24 protein-coding genes and 1 pseudogene are annotated in these 26,709 nt (G+C 61.5%); 11 read left to right on the top strand and 14 right to left on the bottom strand.

Translation table 11 applies throughout. The features are described 5' to 3' along the window. Window positions 1-19: 19 nt before the first annotated feature. Together lpxO and PSH80_RS12245 are read right to left on the bottom strand one after the other, a co-directional pair. Window positions 20-919 carry a lipid A hydroxylase LpxO gene (lpxO, locus tag PSH80_RS12250; protein WP_169990088.1) on the bottom strand — a complete coding sequence of 300 codons (900 nt, stop codon included), beginning with the start codon at window positions 917-919 and terminating at the stop codon, window positions 20-22. Window positions 920-1,203: 284 nt separating this feature from the next. Then, window positions 1,204-2,487 carry a GNVR domain-containing protein gene (locus PSH80_RS12245; protein ID WP_370693736.1) on the bottom strand — a complete coding sequence of 428 codons (1,284 nt, stop codon included), beginning with the start codon at window positions 2,485-2,487 and terminating at the stop codon, window positions 1,204-1,206. A gap of 466 nt (window positions 2,488-2,953) precedes the next feature. Here PSH80_RS12245 and PSH80_RS12240 point away from each other — a divergent pair, with 466 nt between their 5' ends. After that, on the top strand, window positions 2,954-3,364 hold the full coding sequence (locus tag PSH80_RS12240; RefSeq protein ID WP_057959743.1) for a TIGR03067 domain-containing protein: 411 nt from the start codon (window positions 2,954-2,956) through the stop codon (window positions 3,362-3,364). Window positions 3,365-3,491: 127 nt separating this feature from the next. Here PSH80_RS12240 and PSH80_RS12235 read toward each other — a convergent pair whose 3' ends face one another. Beyond that, complete coding sequence (locus PSH80_RS12235; RefSeq protein WP_057440103.1) at window positions 3,492-4,304, bottom strand: bifunctional 2-polyprenyl-6-hydroxyphenol methylase/3-demethylubiquinol 3-O-methyltransferase UbiG; 813 nt, start codon at window positions 4,302-4,304, stop codon at window positions 3,492-3,494. Window positions 4,305-4,774: 470 nt separating this feature from the next. On the opposite strand from PSH80_RS12235, the gene PSH80_RS12230 reads away from it, so the two are divergent. Together PSH80_RS12230 and PSH80_RS12225 are read left to right on the top strand one after the other, a co-directional pair. Then, complete coding sequence (locus PSH80_RS12230) at window positions 4,775-6,361, top strand: ABC-F family ATPase (RefSeq protein WP_071610063.1); 1,587 nt, start codon at window positions 4,775-4,777, stop codon at window positions 6,359-6,361. Between the two features lie 178 nt (window positions 6,362-6,539). Continuing rightward, complete coding sequence (locus PSH80_RS12225) at window positions 6,540-7,712, top strand: MFS transporter (RefSeq protein ID WP_115128153.1); 1,173 nt, start codon at window positions 6,540-6,542, stop codon at window positions 7,710-7,712. Here PSH80_RS12225 and PSH80_RS12220 read toward each other — a convergent pair. After that, a complete protein-coding gene (locus PSH80_RS12220; RefSeq protein WP_305420351.1) occupies window positions 7,706-8,743 on the bottom strand; it encodes a dienelactone hydrolase in 1,038 nt (345 codons plus the stop codon). The genes PSH80_RS12225 and PSH80_RS12220 overlap by 7 nt on opposite strands. Before the next feature lie 184 nt (window positions 8,744-8,927). Beyond that, the gene (locus PSH80_RS12215; RefSeq protein ID WP_198799228.1) at window positions 8,928-9,539 is read right to left on the bottom strand and encodes an FMN-dependent NADH-azoreductase; all 612 of its coding nucleotides are present in this window, start codon (window positions 9,537-9,539) and stop codon (window positions 8,928-8,930) included. 125 nt (window positions 9,540-9,664) lie between these two features. Between PSH80_RS12215 and PSH80_RS12210 the strand changes: the two genes are divergently transcribed. Continuing rightward, entirely contained in the window at window positions 9,665-10,573 is a 909-nt protein-coding gene (locus PSH80_RS12210; protein WP_198799227.1) for a LysR substrate-binding domain-containing protein, read from the top strand. A gap of 11 nt (window positions 10,574-10,584) precedes the next feature. Beyond that, on the top strand, window positions 10,585-10,935 hold the full coding sequence (locus PSH80_RS12205) for an MmcQ/YjbR family DNA-binding protein (RefSeq protein ID WP_120732934.1): 351 nt from the start codon (window positions 10,585-10,587) through the stop codon (window positions 10,933-10,935). 88 nt (window positions 10,936-11,023) lie between these two features. Here PSH80_RS12205 and PSH80_RS12200 read toward each other — a convergent pair whose 3' ends face one another. Both PSH80_RS12200 and PSH80_RS12195 read right to left on the bottom strand, forming a co-directional pair. After that, window positions 11,024-11,407: a DUF1294 domain-containing protein gene (locus PSH80_RS12200; RefSeq protein WP_057959746.1), complete on the bottom strand. Its 384-nt coding sequence runs from the start codon at window positions 11,405-11,407 to the stop codon at window positions 11,024-11,026. Then, window positions 11,407-12,237, bottom strand: a complete 831-nt coding sequence (locus tag PSH80_RS12195) for an undecaprenyl-diphosphate phosphatase (protein ID WP_057959747.1) — start codon at window positions 12,235-12,237, stop codon at window positions 11,407-11,409. The genes PSH80_RS12200 and PSH80_RS12195 overlap by 1 nt, the downstream gene beginning before the upstream one ends. Window positions 12,238-12,486: 249 nt before the next feature. Here PSH80_RS12195 and PSH80_RS12190 point away from each other — a divergent pair, with 249 nt between their 5' ends. The 3 genes from PSH80_RS12190 to PSH80_RS12180 all read left to right on the top strand — a co-directional run bounded on the left by PSH80_RS12190 (window position 12,487) and on the right by PSH80_RS12180 (window position 15,353). After that, window positions 12,487-14,121: a methyl-accepting chemotaxis protein gene (locus PSH80_RS12190; RefSeq protein WP_057959748.1), complete on the top strand. Its 1,635-nt coding sequence runs from the start codon at window positions 12,487-12,489 to the stop codon at window positions 14,119-14,121. 147 nt (window positions 14,122-14,268) lie between these two features. Further along, a complete protein-coding gene (gene pnuC, locus PSH80_RS12185) occupies window positions 14,269-14,832 on the top strand; it encodes a nicotinamide riboside transporter PnuC (protein ID WP_057440095.1) in 564 nt (187 codons plus the stop codon). Further along, entirely contained in the window at window positions 14,829-15,353 is a 525-nt protein-coding gene (locus tag PSH80_RS12180) for an AAA family ATPase (protein WP_057959749.1), read from the top strand. Before pnuC ends, PSH80_RS12180 begins: the two co-directional genes overlap by 4 nt. Window positions 15,354-15,358: 5 nt before the next feature. Here PSH80_RS12180 and PSH80_RS12175 read toward each other — a convergent pair. Beyond that, a pseudogene (locus tag PSH80_RS12175) lies at window positions 15,359-17,649 on the bottom strand (acylase). 253 nt (window positions 17,650-17,902) lie between these two features. On the opposite strand from PSH80_RS12175, the gene PSH80_RS12170 reads away from it, so the two are divergent. After that, on the top strand, window positions 17,903-18,283 hold the full coding sequence (locus PSH80_RS12170) for a hypothetical protein (RefSeq protein ID WP_057959751.1): 381 nt from the start codon (window positions 17,903-17,905) through the stop codon (window positions 18,281-18,283). A gap of 1 nt (window position 18,284) precedes the next feature. On the opposite strand, the gene PSH80_RS12165 is transcribed toward PSH80_RS12170, so the two are convergent. The 6 genes from PSH80_RS12165 to PSH80_RS12140 all read right to left on the bottom strand — a co-directional run bounded on the left by PSH80_RS12165 (window position 18,285) and on the right by PSH80_RS12140 (window position 24,310). Beyond that, window positions 18,285-18,479: a hypothetical protein gene (locus tag PSH80_RS12165; RefSeq protein WP_057440092.1), complete on the bottom strand. Its 195-nt coding sequence runs from the start codon at window positions 18,477-18,479 to the stop codon at window positions 18,285-18,287. A gap of 258 nt (window positions 18,480-18,737) precedes the next feature. Then, entirely contained in the window at window positions 18,738-19,511 is a 774-nt protein-coding gene (locus PSH80_RS12160; RefSeq protein WP_115128145.1) for an enoyl-CoA hydratase, read from the bottom strand. A 14-nt stretch (window positions 19,512-19,525) separates the two neighbouring features. Continuing rightward, on the bottom strand, window positions 19,526-20,653 hold the full coding sequence (locus PSH80_RS12155) for an acyl-CoA dehydrogenase (RefSeq protein ID WP_057959753.1): 1,128 nt from the start codon (window positions 20,651-20,653) through the stop codon (window positions 19,526-19,528). A 9-nt stretch (window positions 20,654-20,662) separates the two neighbouring features. Continuing rightward, complete coding sequence (locus tag PSH80_RS12150) at window positions 20,663-21,856, bottom strand: acetyl-CoA C-acyltransferase (protein ID WP_057959754.1); 1,194 nt, start codon at window positions 21,854-21,856, stop codon at window positions 20,663-20,665. Window positions 21,857-21,868: 12 nt separating this feature from the next. Next, entirely contained in the window at window positions 21,869-22,636 is a 768-nt protein-coding gene (locus PSH80_RS12145; RefSeq protein WP_057959755.1) for an SDR family NAD(P)-dependent oxidoreductase, read from the bottom strand. 21 nt (window positions 22,637-22,657) lie between these two features. Further along, the gene (locus PSH80_RS12140; protein WP_057959756.1) at window positions 22,658-24,310 is read right to left on the bottom strand and encodes an AMP-binding protein; all 1,653 of its coding nucleotides are present in this window, start codon (window positions 24,308-24,310) and stop codon (window positions 22,658-22,660) included. Between the two features lie 254 nt (window positions 24,311-24,564). Here PSH80_RS12140 and PSH80_RS12135 point away from each other — a divergent pair, with 254 nt between their 5' ends. After that, on the top strand, window positions 24,565-25,458 hold the full coding sequence (locus PSH80_RS12135; protein ID WP_305420344.1) for a bestrophin family protein: 894 nt from the start codon (window positions 24,565-24,567) through the stop codon (window positions 25,456-25,458). A gap of 75 nt (window positions 25,459-25,533) precedes the next feature. Beyond that, on the top strand, window positions 25,534-26,592 hold the full coding sequence (locus tag PSH80_RS12130; RefSeq protein WP_057959758.1) for a lipopolysaccharide assembly protein LapB: 1,059 nt from the start codon (window positions 25,534-25,536) through the stop codon (window positions 26,590-26,592). Window positions 26,593-26,709: the final 117 nt, after the last annotated feature.

The following is a 26,709-nucleotide window of genomic DNA, read 5'->3' as shown; positions in this document are numbered from 1 at the left end:
GTGGCAAGGGGGCTGATGCTCAGATCAGGATAAAAATCACTGCCAAACCGGCAAAGATCGCCCACTTTTCCAGGTAATAGCGGGTGCGGTTACGCTTTTTCAGCTCCTTGCCCCGCAAGCGGATCTTGTACAGGCGGGTGAAGGCGCGGTTCAAGCCACCGGTCTTGTCCCCGGCATCATTGGGTGAGCCGGCGGCCGCCATGACGTTGCGGCTGAACCAGCGATTGAATGCAGCCGCCCAACGATATTTCATCGGCCGCTCGATATCGCAGAACAGAATGATGCGGTTTTGCGCCGTGGTGTTTTCGGCGTAGTGGATGTAGGTCTCATCGAACATCACCGCCTCGCCGTCACGCCAGTAATAATTCTCACCGTCCACGTTGATGTAGCAGCCTGGATCGTTGGGCGTATCCAGCCCCAGGTGGTAGCGATAGGAGCCAGCATAAGGATCGCGGTGGCGGACCAGCCTGGAACCTGGCGGCAGTTCGGCAAACATCGCCGCTTTGATCGAGCCGATACTTTGCACCAGCTCGGTAGTGCGCGGGCACAGCTTCATGGCCGAGGGGTGACTGTCGCCGTACCACTTGAGGTAGAAACGCTTCCAGCCCGATTTGAAAAACGAGTTGAAGCCCACGTCGTTGTATTGGTCGGAGCGCTTGATCTCGCCGGCGCGCATCAGGTTCTGGCCTTCCTCGCGGATCTCCTGCCAATGCTCCTGGAGCGGGCTCAGGTCGGGGAAGTCACTGGGGGCAAGGTACGGCCGGCCGGGCAGCTTGGAGAACAGGTAAAGGAAGCAATTGACCGGGGCGAGGAAGGTGGAGTGGTCGCTTAATTGACGGCCCAGCTTATGTCGCACCCGGCCACGCAGATGGACATACGCAATGGACGTAACGTACAGAGCAACAATAATGAGTTTCACGAGAATTCGTCACATATCAGAAGAGTACAGGCTGCTCCGCCAGGCCCTACCGGGCTGGGGATGGAAAATGCAGCACCTGAAATCACAATTCATTAACAGACCCACGACCGTCTTGGAGACAATTCGGATAGTGGCCAATGGCAGTTATTTTAGCCATAGTTTGTAACCAAAGGTTAACTAAGAATTGTGAAAAGGTGTCTTCCGACTGTATAGCCGCGCCACCTCGAACGGGCGGTGGCGGGAGTGCCGGGCTGCGACGCAGCCCGGGAAAGGTCCGGTGTGACTCAGCCCAATGGCGGCTCATCCTTGCGTTCACGCCGGGTAAAACGGTCATCGTCCAGGCCTGAATAGGCCACAGTCTGGCGCCGCGTCAAGACCAGATGGCGAACCAGCGCAACGAACATCCCCAGCAGCAAGCCGACTGCCAGGCTCAATGCAACCACCAGGACTTTTTTCGGTTTGATCGGGCTCAGCGGCTCTTGCGCGCGCCGGTCAATCGTCACCAGTTTCAACGCACTCATATCAATATTCAGGCCACGCAGGCGTGCCACTTCAGCACGCAAGGGCTCGACGTCCTGCAGGAAAATATCTTCATTGCCCCGCCGCTTCAGGACTTCGACTTGGCGATTGACCTCCAGCAGTTGCAGCTCCTTGCCGATTTCCGCAACACGGCTACTGGTGAAGTCATCGCTGGTCCGCTGCTGCAAAGCCCTGCGCTCGGCTTCGAGGGCGTCGGTGCCGAGGAAGTACAGGGGAATCTGCTGATTATTGACCTCGGTACGCATCACCTGACTGGAGCCACTACGCCCGGCATCGGCCATAGACGAGGGTGTGGTCGGGCTCTTGATACCCATGGACTTGGCAATCGAGATCGCTTCGTTCAACTCTGCCAGGCGGTTGGAACGCTGCATTTTCATCTGTAGGCGCAGGGCACTGAGTTCATCTTCCAGCTGTGCGCGTTTGAGCTTGTCGCCCTCCAGCAGCTTGGCGATCTTCGATTCCTTGTCGGTTTCATAATTGGAGCGCGCTGCATCAATCTTGCCCTTGAGCTCGGTGAGGCGGTTGTTGACGATCACCTTGAGGTCGGCGCCCACCTGCTCACGCTCTTGCGCAATGGCGTAGTCGACAAAACCGTTGAGAATCGCCACCCCGTCAACGTCCGTGGGGTATTGCAGCTCAAGACGAATATAGCTGCTCAGGGAGTCGGATTTTTTCGGGTCGGGCAGGATCAGCTTGATCGAGTTACGGTTGAACGCTTCGAAACTCTGTTCAAGGCTGCGCCCTGGCTCCTGAAACGCCTGGAACAACGCGGGGTTGGCCTTGAAGAAGCTCAGTCGTGCGTCATACGAATCCAGTTGCGCGCCGACTTTGGCCAGTGCGTCCGCTGGTGGCAATTTGTAGACTTCGGAGCGATTGAGGGCATCCAGCTCATTGATAGCCGCCGGGCGCAGCACGCTGCTGACCTGATACTCACGGGGCGCCAGCAACGCATAGCCAACGCCAATCACGCCGGCAAACAGGGTACAACCGATGACTAGTTTCTTTTGTCGCCAGATTGAGTGGAACAGATCAAATAAATCAATTTCATCGGACACCACGGGGGCTTGCACCTGGGGAGCTCTGTTCAAAATGGGGACACCCTTCTAAAAGTGGACGCTGGCTGCCCACTACACGATAGATCTGAATAACCAACTGAAAATACAGGGACAACGCCCTGGATATAGCCAATACGACACGAGGCGACGGTTATCCGACCATTGCGTCACTGAAAAAATCCCTACCGCACTCAGAATGTTTTCCTTCAGAAAAAATAATGTCATATACGGCATTGATCAGCGTAGACGACATATCGGAAACCACCGCGCTCACGATATGTCAGAATCGCTTTAAATATCTGCTGGCAAAGGAAAAAAACCGACCGCAGCACAACTTTGGGAAATTTCCTACAAAATCTTTTAACGGAACTTGCTACGGAGCATTTCTTGCTGTTGGCGGGCCCGCCATTTATATGTCGCATCAAAAAGGATTTTTTACATGCCCTCGTCCCCTTCCCGCACCACGCCGTGCCCGACCGAACAGGACAAACAAGCCCTGCAAGGCACCTGGGAACAAATCGCCCTGGAAGACAGCGGCATCGCCAACCCACCGGATGAACACAGTGCGCCCGGTGCGCTGACCACAATCGAGGGGGATCAGTTTCGGGTCATGACCCAAGATGGCGAGGTATTACTGCAGGGCAGTTTTACCCTGGACGCCAGCACCACGCCCAAGAGCATCACCTGGATCGACGCCATCGGTGCCGACGCCGGAAAGCACCTGCCCGCCAGCTACACCCTGGATGATGAGCGCTTCGTGTTTATCGCGGCGGATGAAGGCATGCCCCGGCCGACGCGTTTCAGTACGACGCCAGGGCAGACAATGCGCACTTTCGTACGCCGGTCATGAACGGATGAGGGGCATTCGTTTTTGCGACAGGATTTTCACGAAGTATTCACGTTTGGCGCGCTAGGTTAGACCCAACTCCTCAGATGAATCCCTTGGCCCGCCGCCCCAGCGGGCCTTTTTTTTGCCTTCAGGCCGGGCGCTTGACGGCGGTCAGGGTGTAGCACATCGGCAGTTGCGCCGGCTGGTTCTCGTACTGGTCGTAGAGCTCTTCGCGATTGGAGTGCGGGTACTCCTGCAGGTGGCTGATCTGCAAGCCTGCCGCGATGGCCGCGCTGACAACCTCGCCTAAGGTGTGCACGAACCAGTAAGACGCCGCGGCTGCGCTGTTACTCGGCCCTTCATAGACAATCGCCTCGTGCTGCACAAAAGGCTCGCGGCGAAAATATGAGGTGACCGGCAGCATCGGGTTCGGCGCTTCGGGGTCGAACACTTCCAGGATCGGATGAGTCTCGTAGATCACCAGCGTCCCGCCGTCTTTGAGGGTGCTGGCGACATGCCCCATGAATAGCCCGATATCCGGCATCCAACCCAACACCCCGATGGTGATCAGGGCGATATCAAAACGCCCCTGCAACCGCTCGGGCAAATGATGAATATCGGCTTCGATAAACTCGGGCGCATGGGGTGAGCGACTGGCCAGCTCCGCCGCCTGTGCCAGAAATGCATCGGACTGGTCGACCCCCACCACACTGCTGGCGCCCAGCCCATACAGCGACAGGCTTTCACGGCCGTTATTGCAACCCAGTTGCACGGCGTCCCGCCCCTTGACGCCCACCTGCATTAACAGGGTGGTCAGGGTGGGATCCAGGCAGGAGAAATCAGGCGCGCCGACATCCGCGAGCAGGCTTTGCCAGTGCTCGGTAGCTTTGTGGTGTTCGGCGGATTCGTTCCAGGCGGCCTTGTTGCTGGCGATTGCCTGTTGAGCAGACAGCGTGTCCATTGCGTCTCCAAACCATTGAACGTGCGCAACACGATGGCGATGAGCGTCGTCAAGAAAACAGAAGGGAGTCCGCCCCGCACCGACAGCCTCGCCATCCTTGAACCGGTAAAGAGCCATCACTGCAGGGCGAACGCTGGAAACTTAATCCACGGTCATTGCATGTTCAACTGTTAACAAACACAGATCGGACGGCCGATACAGTTTCGATACAACTCGATGCTTTTTGTAAGGATTTCCGCAAAAAAAAGACAAACCAGGCACTTCCAGCGGCCCGACACGCCTGCCTGTCATATAACTCACGCCGCACATATGCGACAATGCGCGCCAAATTCCAACATACACCCCATATTTTCTGCTCGGCGACTGGGCTTCACGCCTTGATGTCGCTGTTGACGCATGCCCGTTGGCCCGGGCTCCGAATGGGTCCCGGCCCAAATAAGCGCACCCCAAGCTATTGATAGGTAAAGTAATTGATCTCCACAGCTAACATCACCATGCAGTTCGGCGCCAAGCCGCTGTTTGAGAACGTCTCGGTCAAGTTCGGCGCCGGTAACCGTTATGGTTTGATCGGTGCCAACGGTTGCGGCAAGTCGACCTTCATGAAAATCCTCGGTGGCGATCTCGACCCGTCCGGCGGCCAGGTCATGCTGGAGCCGAACGTGCGCCTGGGTAAGCTGCGCCAGGATCAGTTCGCCTACGAAGAATTCAATGTCATCGACACCGTGATCATGGGTCACGAAGAGCTGTGGAAGGTCAAAGCCGAGCGCGATCGCATCTACTCGCTGCCGGAAATGAGCGAAGAAGACGGCATGGCCGTGGCCGAGCTGGAAACCGAGTTCGCCGAAATGGACGGCTACACCGCCGAATCCCGTGCCGGTGAACTGCTGCTGGGCCTGGGTATCGGCATCGAGCAGCACTTCGGCCCGATGAGCGAAGTGTCTCCAGGCTGGAAGCTGCGCGTATTGCTGGCCCAGGCGCTGTTCTCGGATCCGGAAGTGCTGCTGCTCGACGAACCGACGAACCACCTGGACATCAACACCATTCGCTGGCTGGAAAACATCCTGACCCAGCGTAACAGCCTGATGATCATCATCTCTCACGACCGTCACTTCCTGAACAGCGTGTGCACCCACATGGCTGACCTGGACTACGGCGAGCTGCGCCTGTTCCCGGGCAACTACGACGAGTACATGACCGTGGCGACCCAGTCCCGCGAGCAATTGCTGTCGGACAACGCCAAGAAGAAAGCGCAGATCTCCGAACTGCAATCGTTCGTCAGCCGCTTCTCGGCCAACGCCTCGAAAGCCAAGCAGGCCACTTCCCGCGCCAAGGCGATCGACAAGATCCAACTGGCCGAAGTCAAGCCTTCGAGCCGTGTGAGCCCGTTCATCCGTTTTGAACAGACCAAGAAACTGCACCGCCAGGCGGTCATCGTCGAGCGCATGGCCAAAGGCTTTGACGGCAAGACCCTGTTCAAGGACTTCAGCTTCCAGGTTGAAGCCGGCGAGCGCGTGGCGATCATCGGCCCGAACGGTATCGGCAAGACCACCCTGCTGCGCACCCTGGTCAACGAACTGACCCCGGACGCCGGTAGCGTGAAGTGGACCGATGCGGCCGAACTGGGCTACTACGCCCAGGACCACGCCCACGATTTCGAAGACGACGTCACCCTGTTCGACTGGATGGGCCAGTGGGCTCAGGGCGAACAAGTGATCCGCGGCACCCTGGGCCGCATGCTGTTCTCCAACGATGAGATCCTCAAGTCGGTCAAGGTCATCTCCGGTGGTGAGCAAGGTCGCATGCTGTTCGGCAAGCTGATCCTGCAAAAGCCCAACGTGCTGGTCATGGACGAACCGACCAACCACTTGGACATGGAATCCATCGAGGCGCTGAACCTGGCGCTGGAAAACTATCCGGGCACGCTGATCTTCGTCAGCCACGACCGTGAGTTCGTATCGTCCCTGGCCACCCGCATCATCGAGTTGAGCCCAAGCGGCGTGATCGACTTCAGCGGCACCTATGACGACTACCTGCGTAGCCAGGGCGTGGTGTTTTAAGGGCCGCCAATAGCGGTTAGCCACACGCTGCAAGTAAAAGCCCCGTCAGCAGTGACGGGGCTTTTTGCATTTCCAGGCTCGACCAACGGCGCGTCAGGGCCGATGATTGTTAGCCTGCTTCCTTTTCTTCCAAGCCCTTGCCATGATGCGTTCACCGCCCTGCCGCGAATGAGCCTCCATGCCAGCCGCCCCCAGCTCCCTGTCGATCACCCTGCAGATCGTCTCCATCGTCTTCTATACCTTTATCGCGTTTATCTGCATTGGCCTGCCGATTGCGGTGATCCCCGGCTACGTCCATGAACAACTGGGTTTCAGCGCCGTGGTGGCCGGCGTAACCATCGGTTCGCAGTACCTGGCCACCCTCCTCAGCCGCCCCATGGCCGGGCGCATGTCGGACAACGTCGGCACCAAGCGCGCGATCGTGCTGGGCTTGAGCGGTATTCTGCTCAGCGGTGTCTTGACGTTTTTTGCCACGCTGCTGCACAGCCTGCCCAGCCTGAGCCTGGGAATTCTGCTGGTCGGTCGCGTGTTGCTGGGCGTGGCCCAGGGCCTGATCGGTGTCGGCACCATCAGTTGGTGCATGGGCCAGGTCGGCGCCGAACACACCGCGCGCTCGATCTCCTGGAACGGCATCGCCTCCTATGGCGCCATCGCCATTGGCGCGCCGCTGGGCGTGGTGATGGTTGCGCAATACGGTTACAACAGCCTCGGTCCCGCGCTGGCCGTGCTGGCAGCCCTGGGCCTGGTGCTGATCCGCAAAAAACCCTCGGTGCCGGTGGTGCGCGGCGAGCGCCTGCCGTTCTGGGCGGTGTTCGGGCGGATCGCGCCGTTTGGTGCCAGCCTGTGCCTGGCGTCCATTGGCTACGGCACCCTGACCACCTTCATTGCCCTGTTCTACCTCAATCGCGGCTGGACCGGCGCCGCCTGGTGCCTGACGGTGTTTGGCATCTGCTTTATCCTCTCGCGCCTGCTGTTTATCTCGAGCATCAGCCGTTTTGGCGGGTTTCGCGCGGCGATTGCCTGCATGACCCTGGAAACTCTCGGCCTGACCCTGCTATGGCTCGCGCCCTCGCCCGCCATTGCCTTGATCGGCGCCGGCCTCACCGGGTTTGGCTTGTCGTTGGTGTACCCGGCACTGGGCGTCGAAGCCATCAAACAGGTGCCCAACAGCAGCCGGGGTGCCGGGCTGAGTGCCTATGCGGTGTTTTTTGACCTGGCGCTGGCGATTGCCGGACCGCTGATGGGTGCGGTGGCGTTGAACCTGGGCTACTCGTGGATTTTCTTTTGCGCGGCGCTACTGTCCGTCACGGGCCTGGGCCTGACCTGGCTGCTGATGCGCCGGGCCTACTGATCCGCAGTCTGCATCCCGGCCCGCGAGTGCTGGCCGAGGGTGCGACTGAAAAATCGTCCGGCCTCGGAGATCAGGTCGCGGTGAATATCCTCGCGGTCCACCCCATCGGCATCGGTACAAAGCGCCGGCATCAGCGCCAGTTGCTCGTCATCGCAAGGGGCCATGAAGATAAAGTGCCCAGCCCCGGCCAACAGTTTGAAATCCGGCGGCTGTGGCAGCTTGCGCGCCAGGGCGGCGGCGTTTTTATCCACGGCTACCAGCTTGTCGCCATCGCCGCTGTACAGCAGCACCGGCACATGCACGTCGCCCAGGGTCTGACGACCGAACATCAGGCTAAGCGGCGCCATCAGCATCAACGCGTGGATCCGTGGGTCGGCCTGGGGTTGCAGGTCATCACGGTCGGCCACCAGCTCACCCTTGGTGGTACAGGCGTCGCGGTCTTCGGGACGCTCCTGGCAATAGCGGCGCAAACGCTCGAGATCCGGTTTGGCCCCGGCCAGGATCAGCGCCGTCTCGCCGCCCGCCGAATAGCCGATCACCCCTACCTGGCCCACGTTGACGAACGGCGACAGCATCGGGTCGCCCAGGGTCGCGGTAATCGCCGCAGAAATCTGGATCGGCCGGCCATACAGGTTACTCAAGGTACCCAGGCGGCTGTGGTCCTTATAGTTGTCGCCCGGGTGCAGCACGGCGACCACCACAAACCCCTTGCGCGCCAGCGACGTCGCTAGGTCGTGCAAAGCCAGGGGCGTGCCGGTGTTGCCATGGGACAGCATCAGCAACGGGAAGCGGCCGATGGCGACCTTGGCGTCCTCGGCGGCGGCGACGCGATACGCCCCCACCTGACTGAGATGTTCATCACCCGTGGACGGATAAAACGCGATGGCTTTCATCGGCTGCGAATCCAGCGGGTCAAGAAAGCTCATGCGGTGATAGCCCACGCTCCAATGGGGGTGCGGGGCGACAGCGGCGTGCACTGAAACGAGGCCGCCAAGCAGGGAAACCAGCAAGACTGCACAAAGACGCATCATGGGGATGTCCACCTGTGCCGTGTGACGCCTGCAGGCCGATGCAGGCTCGGGCGGTATAACCCGGTGCTGCATAAGCTGCGCCATATTCGCCGGTTCAAAACAAAAAACTCCGTATTCCGCCAGCATTGAAGCTAGCAGAATACAGAGTTTAGACAGCCCGAATCAGATTGAAAGGCGCTCGTGCTTACGCCGCGACGAACAACTGCTCGCTGATCAGCGCGTTGGCATCGTTCAATGCCTTGCTGCGTGCTTCGTCACCATAGGCCAGGCCGTGGGCCCGTACGAACTCGATATCGGTGATACCGAAGAAACCCAGCAGCACTTTCAAGTAGTCCTCGTGCCCGACGCCGGTCGGTTGGCCAACGTGCAGGCCACCGGCGGTGGAGACCACGATGACTTTCTTGTTGCCGCACAGGCCTTGCGGGCCGGCTTCGGTGTAGCGGAACGTCTGGCCAGCGACGGCAATGCGGTCGATCCAGGCCTTGAGCTGGGTGGGAATGGTGAAGTTGTACATCGGCGCGGCGATAACCACCGCGTCGGCAGCCAGGAACTCGGCCAGGGTCGAAGCGCTCAGGTCGGCTTCGTGCTTCTGTACTGCATCACGCAACTCGGCGGCGGTGCCCAACGCGCCCAGGGTAATCCCGGAAAAATGGTTGATACCTTCGCTGGCCAGGTCACGGTAGGTTACTTCCACACCCGGCTCAGCCGCCTGCCAGGCCTTGACCACTTCGCCGCTCAACTGGCGGGATACCGAGTTGTCACCGAGGATGCTGGAATCAATATGCAAGAGTTTCATGTGGGATCTCCAAGTGAGGATCGCCACCGGCGATCTGATGGGGAGAATCCTACAGATCAATCCAATAGCCGATTAGCCGGTTAAAATGCGATAGTTCGTCCCACTGACAGGACAATAGGCCCAACATGCAAGACCTCAATGACCTCTACTATTTCGCCAAGGTGGTGGAAGCCGGTGGCTTCGCGGCGGCAGGCCGGCTGCTGGGCATCCCCAAGTCGCGGCTGTCGCGGCGCATTGCCGAACTGGAAGAACGCCTCGGCGCCCGCCTCTTGCAGCGCACCACCCGGCAACTGACCCTGACCGCCGTCGGCGAACGCTACCTGGTGCACTGCCAGGCGATGCTGCTGGAAGCGGAAATGGCCGACGAAGCCGTGGTCAACATGTCCAGCGAACCCCGGGGCCGGCTGCGGGTCAGTTGCCCGGTGGGCCTGGCCCACGAAATCCTGCCGACGGTGGTGGCGCAATTCCTCGCGGCCCACCCACTGGTGCAACTGGAGATGATGCTGATCAATCGCCGCGTCGACCTGGTGGCCGAGGGTGTAGACGTAGCTTTGCGTGTGCGCGAGTTGGGGGACGAAGACCCACTGCTGGTGACCCGTCGCCTGCGTCAGGCGCAGACGGCCATGGTCGCCAGCCCCGAGTTTGTGCGCGACCGCCAGATCAACAGCCCGGCCGACCTCAAACACCTGCCGGTATTGGGCGCCCTGGAAGCCGACCGTATGGTCCACCTGCGCATGCTCGACCCTGCCGGCAATGCCACCGACCTGGCGATGGAGGCCCGCCTGGGCATCGACGACTTCCTGGTGCGCAAGGCCAGCGCCCTTGCCGGCCTGGGCTTCACCGTGCTGCCCATGATGTATTGCGAGCAGGAGCTGGAAAGTGGCCAACTGGTGCAACTGCTGCCCGAGTGGTCGCTGCCCGGTGGCTGGCTGCAAGCGGTGTACCCGCATCGACGCGGCGTATCCCCAGCGGTGCGCGCCTGGATCGACTTTCTGGCCCATGCCTTCAACAGTTGCGGAGATCGACTGCTATGAGTACCCGGAGCATGACCGAAGACGACGTCGCCCAGTTCTGCCTGGGCTTGCCCGGTGCACGGGAGGATTACAAGTGGGGCGGTGTGCGGGTGTTCTCGATTGCCGGCAACAAGATGTTTGCCCTGCAGAACCTGCGCGGCGACTCCCTGGCGTTCAAGGTCGACAAGGAACTGTTCCTTGGCCACGTCGACCGCCCCGGCATCCACCCGGCGCCGTACCTGGCGCGGGCGCAGTGGATCATCATGCAGGTGCCCTACCCACTGGGCGGCGAAGAACTGCGCGGCTTGCTGCAGCGCTCCCACCAGTTGGTGGTGAGCAAACTGCCCAAACGCACGCAGATCGGCCTGAGGCTGGACGAGTAAGCCAGCCCAGGTCGTCTTGGACACACCTTGATCATCGAGACATGCACAGCCCCCTGTGGGCGCAGCTTCGCTCTCAAGCCCCGCGCGGCTAGAAGACTGCCAGCAGCGTGCCACCCAGAAACAACCGATCAATCCAGAACACCTGGTGCAGCAACACAATCAGCCAGAACACCACCTGATAAGACACCTTGCGCGTCTTGTGCCGGAACACCTGCTGCGCAACCAAGGCCCCCGGCCAACCACCAGCCAGCTCCATGGCATGCAGGATCTTCTCCGGGGTGCGCCAGCTATCGCTCTGGGCCTTGCGCTTGTCGCTCCAGTACAGGCAAAACGTCACCACGCTGACCAGGCCATAGGCCGCCAACGGGATCAGCGACACCCCGCGATACGCCAGCAGTGCCGCGCCAAACAACGGCACGGCACACAACAGTGCAAACACCACAGCCTTCAAGCGCAGATGCTGGACTGTCATCACGCCTTGGCCGCCGCCCAGTCAATCCAGCCGAACTGCCAGGTGGCCAGGATCAGCAAACCGAACGCAATGCGGTACCAGGCAAACACTGCATAGCTGTGGCTGGCGATGAACTTGAGCAAGCCACGCACTGCAATCATCGCGAAGATGAACGAGACCACAAAACCGACGGCAAACACCGGCAGATCCGCAGGCTGGAACAGGTCACGGTATTTATAGCCCGAGTACACCGCCGCCCCGACCATGGTCGGCATCGCCAGGAAGAACGAAAACTCGGTGGCCGTCTTGCGCGACAGGCCAAACAACAGGCCACCGATAATGGTCGAGCCGGAACGCGAAGTCCCTGGAATCATCGCCAGGCACTGGGCAAAGCCCACTTTCAAGGCGTCTTTCCAGGTGATGTCATCGACGGTTTCGGCATGGATGACATGCTCGCGACGCTCGGCCCACAACATGATCACCCCGCCGATCACCAGCGCAGTGGCCACCGTGATCGGGTTGAACAGGTATTCGTGGATCAGGTCGGCAAAAATCACCCCCAACACCACCGCCGGCAGGAAGGCGATCAGCAGATTGACGGTAAAGCGCTGGGCGTTGCGCTGGGTCGGCAGGCCGGTCACCACGTCGAGGATCTTGCGCCGGAACTCCCAGACCACCGCCAGGATGGCGCCCAGTTGAATGATGATGTTGAACGCCATGGCGCGCTCGCCACCGAAGTCGAGCAAGTCAGCGACGATAATCTGGTGCCCGGTACTGGAGATCGGCAAGAACTCTGTCAGCCCTTCGACAATGCCAAGTATCAATGCCTGAAAGGCGGTCCAAAGATCCATTATTCCCCCAAAGGTCATGCGACGGCATGCCTCGTTGATATTTTCTAGGTGTTCACTAACGATGAGCACGCGGCAAGGCTGCGCGCAGGATCAAGGCTGACCTGCAAAAATTCTGTGAAAAATCAGGCAGTACTCAGGTTTTTTGATTCCGGGCCGAAAGCCTATCAGACAAGCCCGAATTTCGCTTCGCGTTATCACTGGCCGATCAACGCAGCACCGAAAATTATAAGAACGCGGAGTGACAAGACTATGAACAGTTTGCGCAATATGTCGATCAGTCGGCGCCTCTGGATGATCCTGATAGTCGCCGTGTTGATGTTGATGACCCTGGGTTTGTTGATGCTCAAGCAGATCCACGACGACCTCTACCAGGCCAAGAGCCAGAAGACCCAGCATGTGGTGCAGACCGCCAGCGGGATTCTGAATTTTTATCACGGCCTTGAAACCACCGGGGTGCTGACCCGCGAAGCCGCGCAGAAACAAGCCCTGAGTGTGGTGCGCGGTCTGCGCTACGACCAGAACGAATACTTCTGGATCAATGACCTGACGCCGGTGATGATCATGCACCCGGCCAACCCCAAGCTCGACGGCCAGAACCTATCGGCCATACGCGATCCGGACGGCTTTGCGATCTTCAATGAGTTCGTCACCCTGGCCAAGGCCAAGGGCGTCGGCATGGTCGATTACCGCTGGCCGAAACCCGGCGCGGCTGAGCCCGTGGCCAAGACCTCCTATATCCAGTTGTTCGAACCCTGGGGCTGGATCATAGGCTCCGGCGTCTATGTGGACGACGTACAGGCACAATTTCGCGGCCAGGTCTGGAAAGCCTCGCTGATCGGCCTGGGCATTGCCCTGATCATGGCCCTGCTGGTGGTGCTGATTGCCCGCAGCATCGTGCGCCCGTTGCAGGAAGCGGTACAGGCCATGGCCAACATCGCCAGTGGCGAAAGCGACCTGACCCGCAGCCTCGACACCCATGGCCAGGACGAAGTCACGCAACTGTCCCGACACTTCAACACCTTCACCGCCAAACTGCGCCAGGTGGTCAGCCAGTTGCAGGTGTGCGCCAATGCCCTGGCCCAGTCGTCCGCCGAGCTGGGCAACAACGCCAGCCAGGCCCATGACCGCAGCCAGCAACAATCCCAGCAAATGGAGCTGGTGGCCACCGCCATCAATGAAGTGACCTACGGCGTCCAGGACGTGGCCAAGAATGCCGAGCACGCCGCCAGCGAAATGCGTGACGCGCAGACCCAGGCCGAACAGGGCCAGGTCAATATCGACGGCAGCCTGCAACAGATCGACGCGCTGTCCGGCACCATCAGCCAGGCGGTGGAAGTGATCCGCACCCTGTCCACCGAAAGCACGCAGATTGGCGGGGTGCTGGAGGTGATTCGCTCGATTGCCGAGCAGACCAACCTGCTGGCTCTCAACGCCGCCATCGAAGCGGCCCGCGCCGGCGAACAAGGCCGTGGTTTTGCCGTGGTCGCCGACGAAGTGCGCCTGCTGGCCCAGCGCACGCAAAAATCCACTGCCGAAATCCAGAACATGATCGAGCGCCTGCAAGGGCATTCCGAAGCAGCGGTCAAGGTCATCAGCGACAGCCACCAGGCCTCGCAACTGACCATCGAACAAGCCGGTCAGGCGGGCGCCAGCCTGAATGCCATCGGCCAGGCCCTGCGCAACCTCAACGGCCTGAACGCCTCGATTGCCAGCGCGACCCTGCAACAGGCCCACGTGGTGGAAGACATCAATCAGAACGTGACCCAGGCCGCCGGCCTGTCCCACAGCACTGCGCTCGCGGCCCAGCAATCGAGCGAGGCCAGCGTGCATCTGAAGGACTTGAGCGAAGAACTCAACGGCCTGCTGCGCCAGTTCAAGGTCTAGCCCTCCTCCCGGCAGCAGCCCGCTCGCCACAGCGAGCGGGTTTGCCACAGCAATCCTTCTTCCCATAATTAGCCCCCGGCCTGGACAGGATTTTGCCCGGCCGGTTGGGTACAATCGCCCTCCTCTTCGACTCTTCCAAGGAATCCCATGTCCGGGCTTGAACTGTTTGCCGCCGCGCTGGGGGTGATTGCCGTCTGGTTGACGGTCAAGCAGAACCCGTGGTGCTGGCCGATCGGCCTGGTCATGGTGCTGCTGTACACCTGGGTGTTCTTCGAGGTGAAGCTGTATTCCGACATGCTGCTGCAAGTGGTGTATGCCGGCCTGCAGGTCTACGGTTGGTGGCAATGGACTCGCGCCGGCGAGGTCAAGCAAGGGCGCCAGGTCAGCAGTCTTGGCAGCCAGGCGATCCTCCTGAGCCTGACGGTTGGCGCAGTCGGCAGCCTGTTGCTGGGCGCCGCCATGGCACACTGGACCGATGCTGCACAACCCTGGCTGGACGCCGCCCTGACCGGCTTCAGCCTGGTGGCGCAGATGTGGATGGCGCAAAAACGCGTGCAATGCTGGGCACTGTGGATTGTGGTCGATGTGATTTTTGTCGGCCTGTTTGTCTACAAGGGGCTGTACCTGACGGCCGCGCTCTATGCCCTGTTCACAGTGATTGCCGTACAAGGCTGGCGCGAATGGCGCGCCGATCCGGCGTTGCGCACATGAAGGTGCTGGTGATGGCAGGCCCCGAGTCCAGCGGTAAAAGCTGGCTGGCCGAGCAGTTGCAGGCGCATTTCGGTGCGGTGCTGGTGGGCGAGTATGTGCGCTATTTCATCGACCACTACCAGCGTGATACGACCCTCGCCGACATCCCGGACATCGCCCGTGGCCAACTGGCCTGGGAAGATGCCGGCCGTGCCCGGCAGCCGCAACTGCTGATCCTCGATACTCACCTGCTGACCAACAAGCTGTGGAGCCTGACGCTGTTTGGCGATGCCCCCGCGTGGCTCGACGAGGCACTGCTGGCCCGCCATTACGACCTGCACCTGTTGCTGTCGCCCGAAGGCATTGGCTGGACCGCCGACGGTCAACGCTGCCAGCCGGACCTGGCCGACCGCCTGGCCTTCTTCCAGGCCAGCCGCGACTGGCTGGAGCAGCATCAGCAACCGTACAAGGTGATTGGCGGGGATTGGCAGGCACGCCATGACCAGGCGTTTGCCGCCGTGGCACACCTGCTCGACCAATAAAGCCCCTACTCGTGGATCAGTTGCCGTTGATACTGTGGGTCAGCCTTGATCTGCTGTTCGGTAAACGGCAACGGGCTGAGCTTTTTCGCGGAAAACGCCTGGGTCTGGTCCTTGAAGTACGGCGACGCCGGATCGCTGGACAGTGAGAACGCCAACACGCCTTCCGCTTTCGGCCCCTGGTCGTCGAAGGTGACGATCTGCAAGTAACTGCTGCCGCTGACCACCTCACGCTTGCCATCGGCCCTCGGCACGCTTTGCATGGCGTTGTAGATCCCCAGTTCCTGTGGGCCACCGTGCATCGGAGTGCTGCCCGAGACCTGGATATCGCCCCAACGAGTGCCTTCTTTCAACCCCGATTCACTCACCTGCGCCATTGACGCCAGCATTGCCTCACGCAACGCCTTGGCCACCTCCGGCTGCTCGATGAGCAACCCGCGCGGGGTGGTTTGTGGGTGGTCCGGGTCAAACGCAACGCGCCACACCTGCGGCACTTGCTGCAGGTGCTCCATGACCTGGAAGAAATGCACCAGGCCCAGGCCGCTGTCGAGGTTGGCCTTCTGGTCCCAGTCCTTGAGGCGGGTACACAGGGTTTTCAGGGCGGCATCCGTCTGTTGCGCGCAGAACTTGAGCAGATCCGGCATCACCTGCCCAGCCAGGTACACCTGGTTATCCAGCACCATGTGTTGCAAATCGGCGACGGTGATCGGCTGTGTGTCCAGGTCCTGCAAGCGCTGCAAGGCAAAACGCGAACGTGCGCCCAAGGCAATGTGATCCTGGCTGACCACCGGCGAAAAGCCGGCCAGCGGGGCCTTGGGGTTGGCCATCCAGGCCGAGTCGTTGGAGTGCTGCACGTAGTCCCGGCGCGCCAGCTGCGGCAGTTGATCAGCGGCAAAGATCCCCGGCTGGGCGGCGCGCGGGTCGATATCCCAGGCGCAGGCACTGTGGGCACCGTCAAGCATGATCATCTGCAGACCGGCACGCGGGTCGCTGCATTGTTCGAGTTTTTTTGCACTGACGTTCGGCACCACCGACAGGTTCATATACAGGCTCTGCCCCTGATCGTCCGCCGCCAGGGTGTTGACCCAGGGAATCCCTTGCAGGCGGTGTACCGAGGCTTGCAAGTCCTTGAGGCTGCGGGCCTGGTTCATCGCGTACCACTGCTGCAGCACGCGGTCATTGCCCAGGTTGGCGTCGCGCAGGCTGAAAGCGTATTGCCCGTTCCAGTCGAGCTTGCCCGGCCATTGCACCACCGGCCCGAACTGCGAACTGTAGACCGTTTGGGTGTGGGCCTCGGCGCCCTTGACCTGTACCGTTACCTGGGTTTTCTGCAGGGGGATCGACTTGCCGTCGAGCAAATAGCGGGTCGGGTCCTTCGGGTCCAGGGTCAGGCGATACAGGGTGAAATGCTTGGATGTGTCCACCGTATGGGTCCAGGCCACATGCTGGTTGAAGCCGATATTGACCACCGGCAGGCCCGGCAAGGCGGCGCCCATTACGTCCAGCTGACCAGGAATGGTCAGGTGCATCTGATAAAAACGCATGCCGCCGATCCACGGGAAATGCGGGTTGGCCAGTAACATGCCGCGCCCGTTGAACGAGCGCTCGCTACCCACCGCCACCGCGTTGCTGCCGCGCTCCAGGGCAAAGCGTTGCTGCTTCAAGGTGGCGACCTCAAACGCTCGCACATCGCTCTGCACCGCCACGCCTGGCTGGGGTGGCGTCGCCCCCGCCAAGGCCTCGGCGAATTGCCCGACACCACCTTCCACCAGCAATCGGCGGGTCAGCTTGACCAGGTCATCGGTCGTGATCGGCCGCACCCAGGGCGCCCTGGCACTGCATCGGTCGGTCCTTGGCCCCGCGCTCTTGCATGTAGCGGTTGTAACCCGCCGCATAGCCGGCAAGACGCTGCTGCATCTGCGGGGTCTGTGCCTTCCAGAAAGCCGTCACTGCTTCGGGCGTATTGAGCCAGGTAAAGAACACATCGCTGGTCAGGTTGTTGCGCTCTTCCAGGGTCGCCTGCTCGGCACCCGAAGTAGCGGGCGCGCTGGCCATTGACCGTGACCACTTCGTTGGCCAGCAGGCACAGGTTGTCCTGCGCGTAGGCATAGCCGATGCCATAGCCCAGGCCGCGCTCATCGTTGGCGCGGATATGCGGGACACCAAACCCGGTGCGGCGGATATCGGCGCTCAGTGTGCCCGCCTGCACGTCGCTCACCTGGCGGGCCGTCGCACACAGGCTCACCCCCAGCAACACACCCGCCACGCAAACCCTGGACAACCCGTTGGAAATAATCACGCAGACCCCATCATCAAGCCAAATTGAACGCCCAAGGCGGGGCCGACTCGCCAACACCAGCCCATGGATAAAGACGTAGAAATCCGCAGAAATTTAGGCAGCGCGCGCCTTATTTACCGGCGCCAGGAAGGTGACAGACGTGAGACCGAGAAAATTTATCCGGCTTGGACTTCATGATTTGCGTGGCTCATACGTCTTATTAACTAGAGAGCACCATCGTTTTCCTGATCAGGCTCTGATAAGGAGTTTTTGCATGCACAACCCGCAACTGCCCACGGACGGACATTTTATGGCACACGACGCCGCTTTCGGCGCAAGTAACCCAGCCTTCGGCAAGGCCCCCGAGCATCAAGGCAACCAACGCATCCGGCATCTGCTCAAGTGTTTTGGGTTGCGTACCAGCCTGATCCGGCTGAAAGTCATCGACGCCCTGCTCACCGCCGCCGAGAACGGCCGCTCGCTGGGTGTACGGGGTGTGCACAGCCACTTGCTGGAACTGGGCATCCCGCTGTCGTTTCTCAGTGTGCGCGAGGTGCTCAAGCGCCTGTGCAGCGAGGGCGTGATCACCCTCAACAGCGACAAAAGCTACAGCCTCCATGAAGAGGCTGCCAAGGTCCTGGCTGCCAGCGCCTGACTTACAGGTTGGGCTTGACCTTGCGGCGCATGATGCCGTTGATCACCACCACAATCACCGCCACGGCAATGGCGATGTACTGGAACGTCTTCTCACTGATGGCGCCGATGTTCTGCAAATAGGACAGGCCAAACATCGTGCCGAGGACGACCAGGGAAATCAGAATCGAGTAAATCAAGCGTTGCTTCTGGGTCATGACGGGTTCCTGAAACCTGAAAATTGTATCTAGAGCGTATCAGGGCCTCATGTTACAGGCGATAAAGCGCTTTGGCATGACCCTATTTGCCTTGCCAGCGCAACGGTTGTGGCGAGCGGGCTTGCCCGCGCTGGGCTGCGTAGCAGCCCCAATACACCCAGCGCATTGCTTCAGTTGAACACGCGGGGCCGGATTTTAGGGCTGCTACGCAGCCCAACGCGGGCTAGCCCGCTCGCCACGGGGCAGTTGGTCAGGGGCTTATTGGTCCTTGAACTGCGGCGCACGCTTGGCCACGAACGCGGCCATGCCTTCCTTCTGATCCTGGGTCGCGAAGGCGGCGTGGAACACCCGGCGCTCAAAGCGCACGCCTTCCGACAGGCTGACTTCAAAGGCGCGGTTCACGCTTTCCTTGACCATCATGCTGATCGGCACCGATTTGCTGGCGATCAGCGCCGCAACCTTGAGCGCCTCGTCCAGCAGTTCGTCCGCCGGCACAATCCGCGCCACGATGCCGCAACGCTCGGCCTCCACGGCGTCGATAAAACGCCCGGTCAGGCACATCTCCATGGCCTTGGCCTTGCCCACCGCACGGGTCAGGCGCTGGGTGCCACCCATGCCCGGCAGGACGCCGAGGTTGACTTCCGGCTGGCCGAACTTGGCCGTGTCACCGGCCAGGATAAAATCGCACATCAACGCCAGCTCACAGCCGCCCCCCAGGGCAAAACCATTGACCGCCGCGATGATCGGCTTGCGGCGGTTGGCCACACGGTCGCTGTCGCTGAACAGATCGTCGAGGTAGATCTGCGGGTAGGTCAGCTCGGCCATTTCCTTGATGTCGGCGCCAGCGGCAAAGGCTTTCTTCGAGCCGGTCAACACGATGCAACCGATGTCGGGATTGGCTTCCAGGCTGTCCAGGGCCTGGTTCACTTCGCTGACCAATTGCGCGTTCAAGGCATTCAGCGCCTGGGGGCGATTGAGGGTAATCAGCCCGACACGGCCTTGAACGTCGAGCAAAATGGTTTCATAACTCATTGATCCGTTCCTCTTCAAAGATTGCGCGAAATGACCATGCGCTGAATATCACTGGTGCCTTCATAAATCTGGCAGACCCGCACATCACGGTAGATCCGCTCCAACGGGAAGTCGCTCAGGTAACCGTATCCACCCAGGGTTTGCAAGGCGGCAGAACAGACTTTCTCGGCCATTTCCGAGGCAAACAGCTTGGCCATGGACGCCTCCACCAGCGCAGGCTTGCCGCTGTCGCGCAGGGCCGCCGCGTAGTGCACCATCTGCCGGGCCACAGCGATCTGGGTGGCCATGTCCGCCAGGCGAAACGCTACAGCCTGGTGCTCGATCAGCGGTTTGCCGAAGCTTTCCCGCTCACGGGCGTAATCCCGGGCAGCTTCGAACGCCGCACGGGCCATGCCCACCGATTGCGCGGCAATACCCACGCGACCGCCCTCCAGGTTGGCCAGGGCGATTTTGTAGCCTTCGCCCTCCTCGCCCAGGCGGTTGGCGACCGGCACCTTCACATCCTCAAACAGAATCTGACAGGTGTCGGACGCATGCTGGCCCAGCTTGTCCTCGACCCGCGCGACGGTGTAGCCCGGCGAGTCAGTGGGCACGATAAACGCGCTGATCCCACGCTTGCCGGCCGCAGGATCGGTCACGGCAAATACAATCACCACCCCGGCGTTCTGCCCGGAGGTGATGAACTGCTTGCAGCCATTGAGCACGTAATGATCGCCCTCAAGACGCGCGCGGGTTTTCAGGCTGCTGGCATCGGACCCGGCCTGGGGTTCGGTCAAGGCAAACGCACCGAGCATTGCGCCGCTGGCCAGGGGCTTGAGGAATTGTTCTTTCTGCAGGTCATTGCCGAACTTGAGAATGGGCACGCAGCCCACCGAGTTGTGCACGCTCATGATGGTCGAGCAGGCGCCATCACCGGCAGCGACCTCTTCCAGGGCCATTGCATAGGCCAGGTAGCCGGTGTCGCAGCCGCCCCACTGTTCCGGCACGAGCATGCCGAAAAAACCCAGCTCGGCCATCTCAGCGATAGCCTCCCTGGGGAAGCGATGCTCGCGGTCCCACTCGGCAGCGAACGGTTTGAGCCGCTCCTGGGCGAATTGCCGGGCCGCGTCGCTGATTTGCAGTTGTTCGTCATTGGGCAACATAAAAATTCCTTAATCCAGGCATTCGACGGCCATGGCGGTGGCTTCACCGCCGCCGATGCAGATGGCTGCAACGCCGCGCTTGAGGCCCCGCTGGCGCAGCGCTGAAAGCAGGGTCACGAGGATCCGCGCGCCGGATGCGCCAATCGGATGCCCCAGGGCACACGCGCCACCGTGGACGTTGACCTTGTCGTGGGGGATTTCCAGCTTGCTCATGGTCACCAGGCTGACCACGGCAAAGGCTTCGTTGATCTCGAACAGGTCGACATCGCCCAGGTCCCAGCCGGTCTTGCTCATCAGCTTGCGAATCGCCCCCACCGGCGCCACCGGGAACAGCCCCGGCTCATCGGCAAAGGCCGCATGGCCGTGGATCACTGCCAGAGGCTTGAGCCCACGCTTCTGCGCTTCGGACTGGCGCATCATCAGCAAGGCCGCCGCGCCGTCGGAGATCGAGCTGGAGTTGGCCGCCGTCACCGTGCCGCCTTCGCGGAACGCCGGCTTCAAGGTGGCGATCTTGTCCAGGCGCGCCTTGGGCGGCTGCTCGTCATCGGTGATGGTCTTTTGTTCCTTGCCCACGGTGACCTGCACCGGGACGATCTCGGCGCTGAAACGCCCGGCACTGATCGCCTGCTGGGCGCGGGTCAGCGAGGCAATGGCAAACGCATCCTGGGTTTCGCGAGTAAAGCCATTGGCCTCGGCGCAATCCTCGGCAAAGGTGCCCATCAGGCGGCCCTTGTCATAGGCGTCTTCGAGGCCGTCGAGGAACATATGGTCAAGCACCCGGCCATGGCCCATGCGGTAGCCGCTACGGGCCCGATCCAGCAGGTACGGGGCATTGGACATGCTTTCCATGCCGCCGGCGATCACCACCTGCACGCTGCCGGCCAGCAGCGAGTCATGGGCGAGAATCGCCGCCTCCATGCCCGAACCGCACATTTTGTTGAGGGTGGTGCAACGTGTCGATTTATCCAGGCCGGCACCCAGCGCGGCCTGGCGTGCCGGGGCCTGGCCGAGACCGGCGGGCAGCACGCAACCGAACAGCACTTCATCCACGGCGTCGTGGGCGATACCGGCGCGCTCGACAGCCGCACGAATCGCGGCGGCGCCCAGTTGCGGCGCGGTCAGGCCCTTGAGGTCGCCCTGGAAGCCGCCCATGGGCGTGCGTACGGCGCTGACAATAACAATCGGATCGTGAAGCTGAGTCATGACAAATCCTCCTTACTTGGCCGCCATGCGCAAGGCCCCGTCAAGACGGATCACCTCGCCATTGAGCATGCTGTTTTCAATGATATGCCGGGCCAGCGCGGCGTATTCGGCCGGTTTGCCCAGGCGTGGCGGGAACGGCACGCCGGCCGCCAGGGAGTCACGAACCTCCGGGGTCATGCCGGCCATCATCGGTGTTTCAAAGATGCCCGGGGCGATGGTCATCACGCGGATGCCGAAGCGCGCCAGTTCACGGGCGGCCGGCAGGGTCAGGCTGGCAATCGCGCCCTTGGACGCCGCGTAGGCGGCCTGGCCGATCTGCCCGTCGAAGGCCGCCACCGAAGCGGTGTTGATGATCACCCCGCGCTCACCGTCGGCATCCGCCGTGGTTTCGGCAATCGCCGCTGCGGCCAGGCGCAGCAGGTTGAAGCTGCCGACCAGGTTGACGTTGATCACCTGGGCAAAGCTGGCCAGGGCATGGGGCCCATTCTTGCCGAGGATTTTCTCGCCACGCACCACGCCCGCGCAGTTGACCAGGCCATGCAGGGCGCCAAACGCCGCCACCGTGGCCTGTACCGCAGCTTCGGCGGCCGCTTCCTGGCTGATATCCGCGACCACACTGCGCGCCTGCGCACCCAGTTTTGCAGCCTGGGCCGCCACGGCGTCGGCATTCAGGTCCACCAGCATCACCTTGGCGCCTGCGGCCACCAGCATTTCGGCGGTAGCCGCGCCGAGGCCCGAAGCGCCGCCGCTGACCATAAATACCTTGTTTTCAATCTGCATCGTTGTTTCCTTAAAAGGGGATCAAGCCGTGGTCGCTGCCTGGACCTTGGCGATTTCCTGGTTACGCAAAATAAACCGCTGCAGCTTGCCGCTCGGGGTCTTGGGCAAGTCGCTGACAAATTCGATTTCCCGTGGGTAGGCGTGGGCCGCCAGGCGCTTGCGCACATGCAGGCGCAGTTCCTCGGCCAACGCGGCGTCGGCGCGGTACTGGCTGTTGATCACCACAAAAGCCTTGACCAGTTCGGTGCGCTCGGCGTCCGGCTTGCCGACCACGGCGGCTTCGATCACCGCCGGGTGCTCGACCAAGGCGCTTTCCACATCGAACGGTCCTACCCGGTAGCCAGACGTCGTGATCACATCGTCGCTGCGCCCGACAAAACTGATGCTGCCATCGGGGTTCAATTCCACGGTGTCGCCGCTCAAGTAGTACTTGCCGACGAAGGCCTTGGTCTTGACCCCTTCATAGCCGGCGAACCAGCACATCGGTGACTGCTCGCGGTCGATCGCCAGGATGCCGGGCTGGCCGGCGGGCAGTTCGTGGTGGTTGTCGTCCAGTACCACGATGCGGTGCCCCGGCGAGGCAAAGCCGGCGGAGCCGACATGCACCGGGTGTTCCAGTCCGTGGTGGTTGCACAGGACCATGCCCAGTTCGGTCTGGCCGTAATGGTCGTGGATGGTCACGCCCAGGTTATCGGCGAACCAGCGGATCACTTCCGGGTTCAGCGGCTCGCCGGCGCTGCTGACAATGCGCAACCGGCCCTTGATCGAGCGCGCGAACTGCTCGCCGCCGGCGATCAGCAGGCGGTAGGCCGTGGGCGAACCGGTCAGGTTGGTGATCCCGTATTTGTTGATGACCCGGCAGGTGCTTTCCAGGGTGAACGGGCCATCGTAGAAGGTGATCGGATGGCCCATGGACAACGGCCCGGTCACACCGAAATAGATGCCATAGGCCCAGCCCGGGTCGGCGACGTTCCAGAACGCGTCTTCGGGGCGCAGGTCCACGGCGTCGCGGGTATAACTCTGGAACGCAACCAGGGCCTTGAGCGGCACGGCCAGGGCTTTCGACGGGCCGGTGGTGCCAGAGGTGAACATCAGCAGGAATGGATCATCGGCGCCCAGCAGTACCGGTTCGCACACATTCGAATAGTTGGGCAACTCGGCCCAGAAGCTGAAATCGCCGCGCACAATGCCTTCGCCCTTGGCGCCGGCCACGGTGACGATTGTCGGGCAGTCAGCGACTTCGGCAAGCTTGCTGCGGTTGACCGCGTCGGTCACCACCAGCGCCGCGCCGGAGCTGTTCAGGCGATGCTCGATGGCCTTGGGGCCAAAGGCCGTGAACAGCGGTTGATAGACCGCGCCGATGCGCCAGGTGGCGAGCACCGTCACCAGCAATTCGGCAGTGCGTGGCAACAGGCCGGCGACCTTGTCGCCACGCTTGACGCCCTGGGCCAGGAGGAAGTTGGCCAAGCGCGCCGCCTGATCCTGCAATTCGCTGAAGGTCACGGTGGCGCTGCGGCCATCCTTACCCTCCCAAAACAACGCAATGCGCCCCGGCAACGCGTGCCGGTCGCAGCATTCGACGCAGGCGTTGAGCGCCTGCAAGTGGCCGGCCAGTGCGGCCTCGACGGTTTGCTGGTAGTTGAACTGGGTGGTAGCAGCCAAATAATCGCGCATCGTGGCAAATCCCTGTGTCTTTTGTTGTTTTGGGGGGCGTGCTTTTGCGGGGTTGAATCGGGGGAAATAGTGGCGCCAGAGCGGCGCAGGGACAATGGTCAAAGCTTTCAATATGGCTGACTGGTTTGGCCAATGGCGCCTTGGACCAAACCGTTGCGTCATAGAGGCCAACAATCAGCCGGTCAACGCAAGCGATTGGACGCCCCGCCCGCCGGCTTCTAATCTGAGGGCCTGCGCCACGAAGAAGCCCCTCGATGATTGTTCGCCCCAAACCCAACCTATTCGGCATCCTGTTCTCCCTCAAGGGTTCGATTGCCAAGCGTATTGCCCTGCGCAGCCTGCTGGTGACCCTGCTGGCCTCGGTGATCGTGCTGGTGGAAACGCTGCACCCGGCCTACTTCTCCAAGGTCAACGCCACGCCGTTCACCCTGCTCGGGCTGTCGCTGTCGATTTTCATGAGTTTTCGCAACAACGCCTGCTACGACCGCTGGTGGGAAGGCCGCAAGCAACTGGGGCAGATGGTCATTGAAATCCGCTCGCTGATCCGCGAAACCCAGGTTTTTACCCAGCCAGGCGAACGCGAGGGCCTGTTGCGCGGCCTGTGTGGTTTTGCCCATGGCCTGGTGGCGCGCCTGCGCCTGGAAGACGAGGCCCGTGCCACCCAGCCGTGGGTCAATGTCGAGTCCGGCCACCCGAACCTGCCGGACCGGATCCTGCAAACCTTCGGCGCCCACTGCTCGGATGCCGCGCAACAGGGACGGATCAGCGACTGGCGCTACACCCAGCTGGAAACCCGCCTGGTGGGGCTCAGCCAAGTCCAGGCGGCGTGCGAACGGATCAAGAGCACACCGCTGCCCTTCCCCTACACCTTGCTGCTGCACCGCACCATCTATCTGTTCTGCATCCTGCTGCCCTTTGCCATGGCCGAGCCCCTGGGTTGGCTGACACCGATTTTCACCGCCATCGTCAGCTACACCTTCTTTGGCCTGGATGAAATCGGCGATGACCTGGAGGACCCCTTCGGTTTCGACGAGAACGACCTGCCGTGCAATGCCATCGTGCGCACCCTGGAACGGGAGATCCTCGCCGCCCTGGGCGAAACTGCCCTGCCAGCGCCCCTGGAGCCCGTGGACTATGTGCTGACGTGACGCGGGTTTGACACTCGCCGGTGTCTGACCGAAGCTGAGCGCTTTGCACTAGCTGCCCAGCTTTCGGACGCCTGCATGTCAAAGTCACGCCGTTACGCGATCATCGGCCTGAGCGCCCTGTTATTGGTGGTACTGGTTTTTTGGTATTTCTCCCGCAGCCCGAGCGTGTCCGTGCCGCCGGCTGTTGCCCACGGTTACTCCAAAGCCCTGAAAAAAGCGCATAACGGCGAGCCCGGCGCCGCGCGCGTGCTCTATCAGCAACTGGGGCGCCCAGACCTGTCCGACGTGCGCCGCGCCGCCCTGCACAGCGAATTGCACAACTACCCAAGCCCCCAGGCCTTGAAGCTGGCGGACAAGGACTTGAGCCACCCATCCCCCCTGGTGCGCCAGGCAGCCATTGCCAGCATTGTCGGCCTGGTGCCTAGCGGCCAGCGCACCCTGTTGCTGGGCCCGTTGCTCGACGATGACGAGCAAAGCGTGCGATTTGCCGCCGCCAACGCCCTGCTGGGCCTGTCGCCCGACACCCTGGGCCTGTATTTCGGCCCCTTGCAGCTCGTGCTGGATGAGTATGTAAAGTACCTCAAGGCCCAGCCCGAAAGCCCTGATGGCTGGATCCAACTGGCGCGCCTGTACATCCACAGTGCCCTGTTGCCCGAGGCCCAACATGCCCTGGAGCAGGCGCTGCGCCTGGACCCGGACAACCTGCCGGCGGTGGTTTCACGCATCGAGTTGCTGGATAAACAGGGCAAGGTCGATGACTCGCGCCAGATCCTCGCCACCCAACTGCAAGCCCACCCCGAGTCAGCCTATCTGCAACACGCCCTGGGCATGTGGCTGCTGCACCATGGCGAACGGGAATACGCACTGCTGGGCCTGTCCAAGGCGGTGGAGCTGGAGCCCGACAATCAGGATTACCGCTACGACCTGGCCACCACCTTGCATGACCAGGAGGAACTGGAAGCCGCCCAGCGCCAGCTGGAAGAAATCGTCCAGCGCCATCCCGCCAACCGCAAGGCACGGGTGCTGTTGATCAACTACTGGAAGGAAAGCGGCCAGTTGCAGAACGTGCAGGTACTGCTGGCCCAACTGGAGCAGCAAAACCCGGACGATCCCGCGCTGCAGCAGGGCCTTTGAAGCGCTGCAGGCATTGAAAACTGTGGATTGGCCTGCACAAAAACGAGAAAACGTTGAACCGCCCCACAGCCCCACGGTCAAGTGAATATGGCGCGCCTTAGCCGGCACGCCGCTCAA

The sequence above is a fragment of the Pseudomonas sp. FP818 genome, assembly GCF_030687335.1.
In the GTDB taxonomy this organism is placed as follows: domain Bacteria; phylum Pseudomonadota; class Gammaproteobacteria; order Pseudomonadales; family Pseudomonadaceae; genus Aquipseudomonas; species Aquipseudomonas shahriarae.
This window is presented reverse-complemented; position numbering and strand designations above follow the sequence as displayed.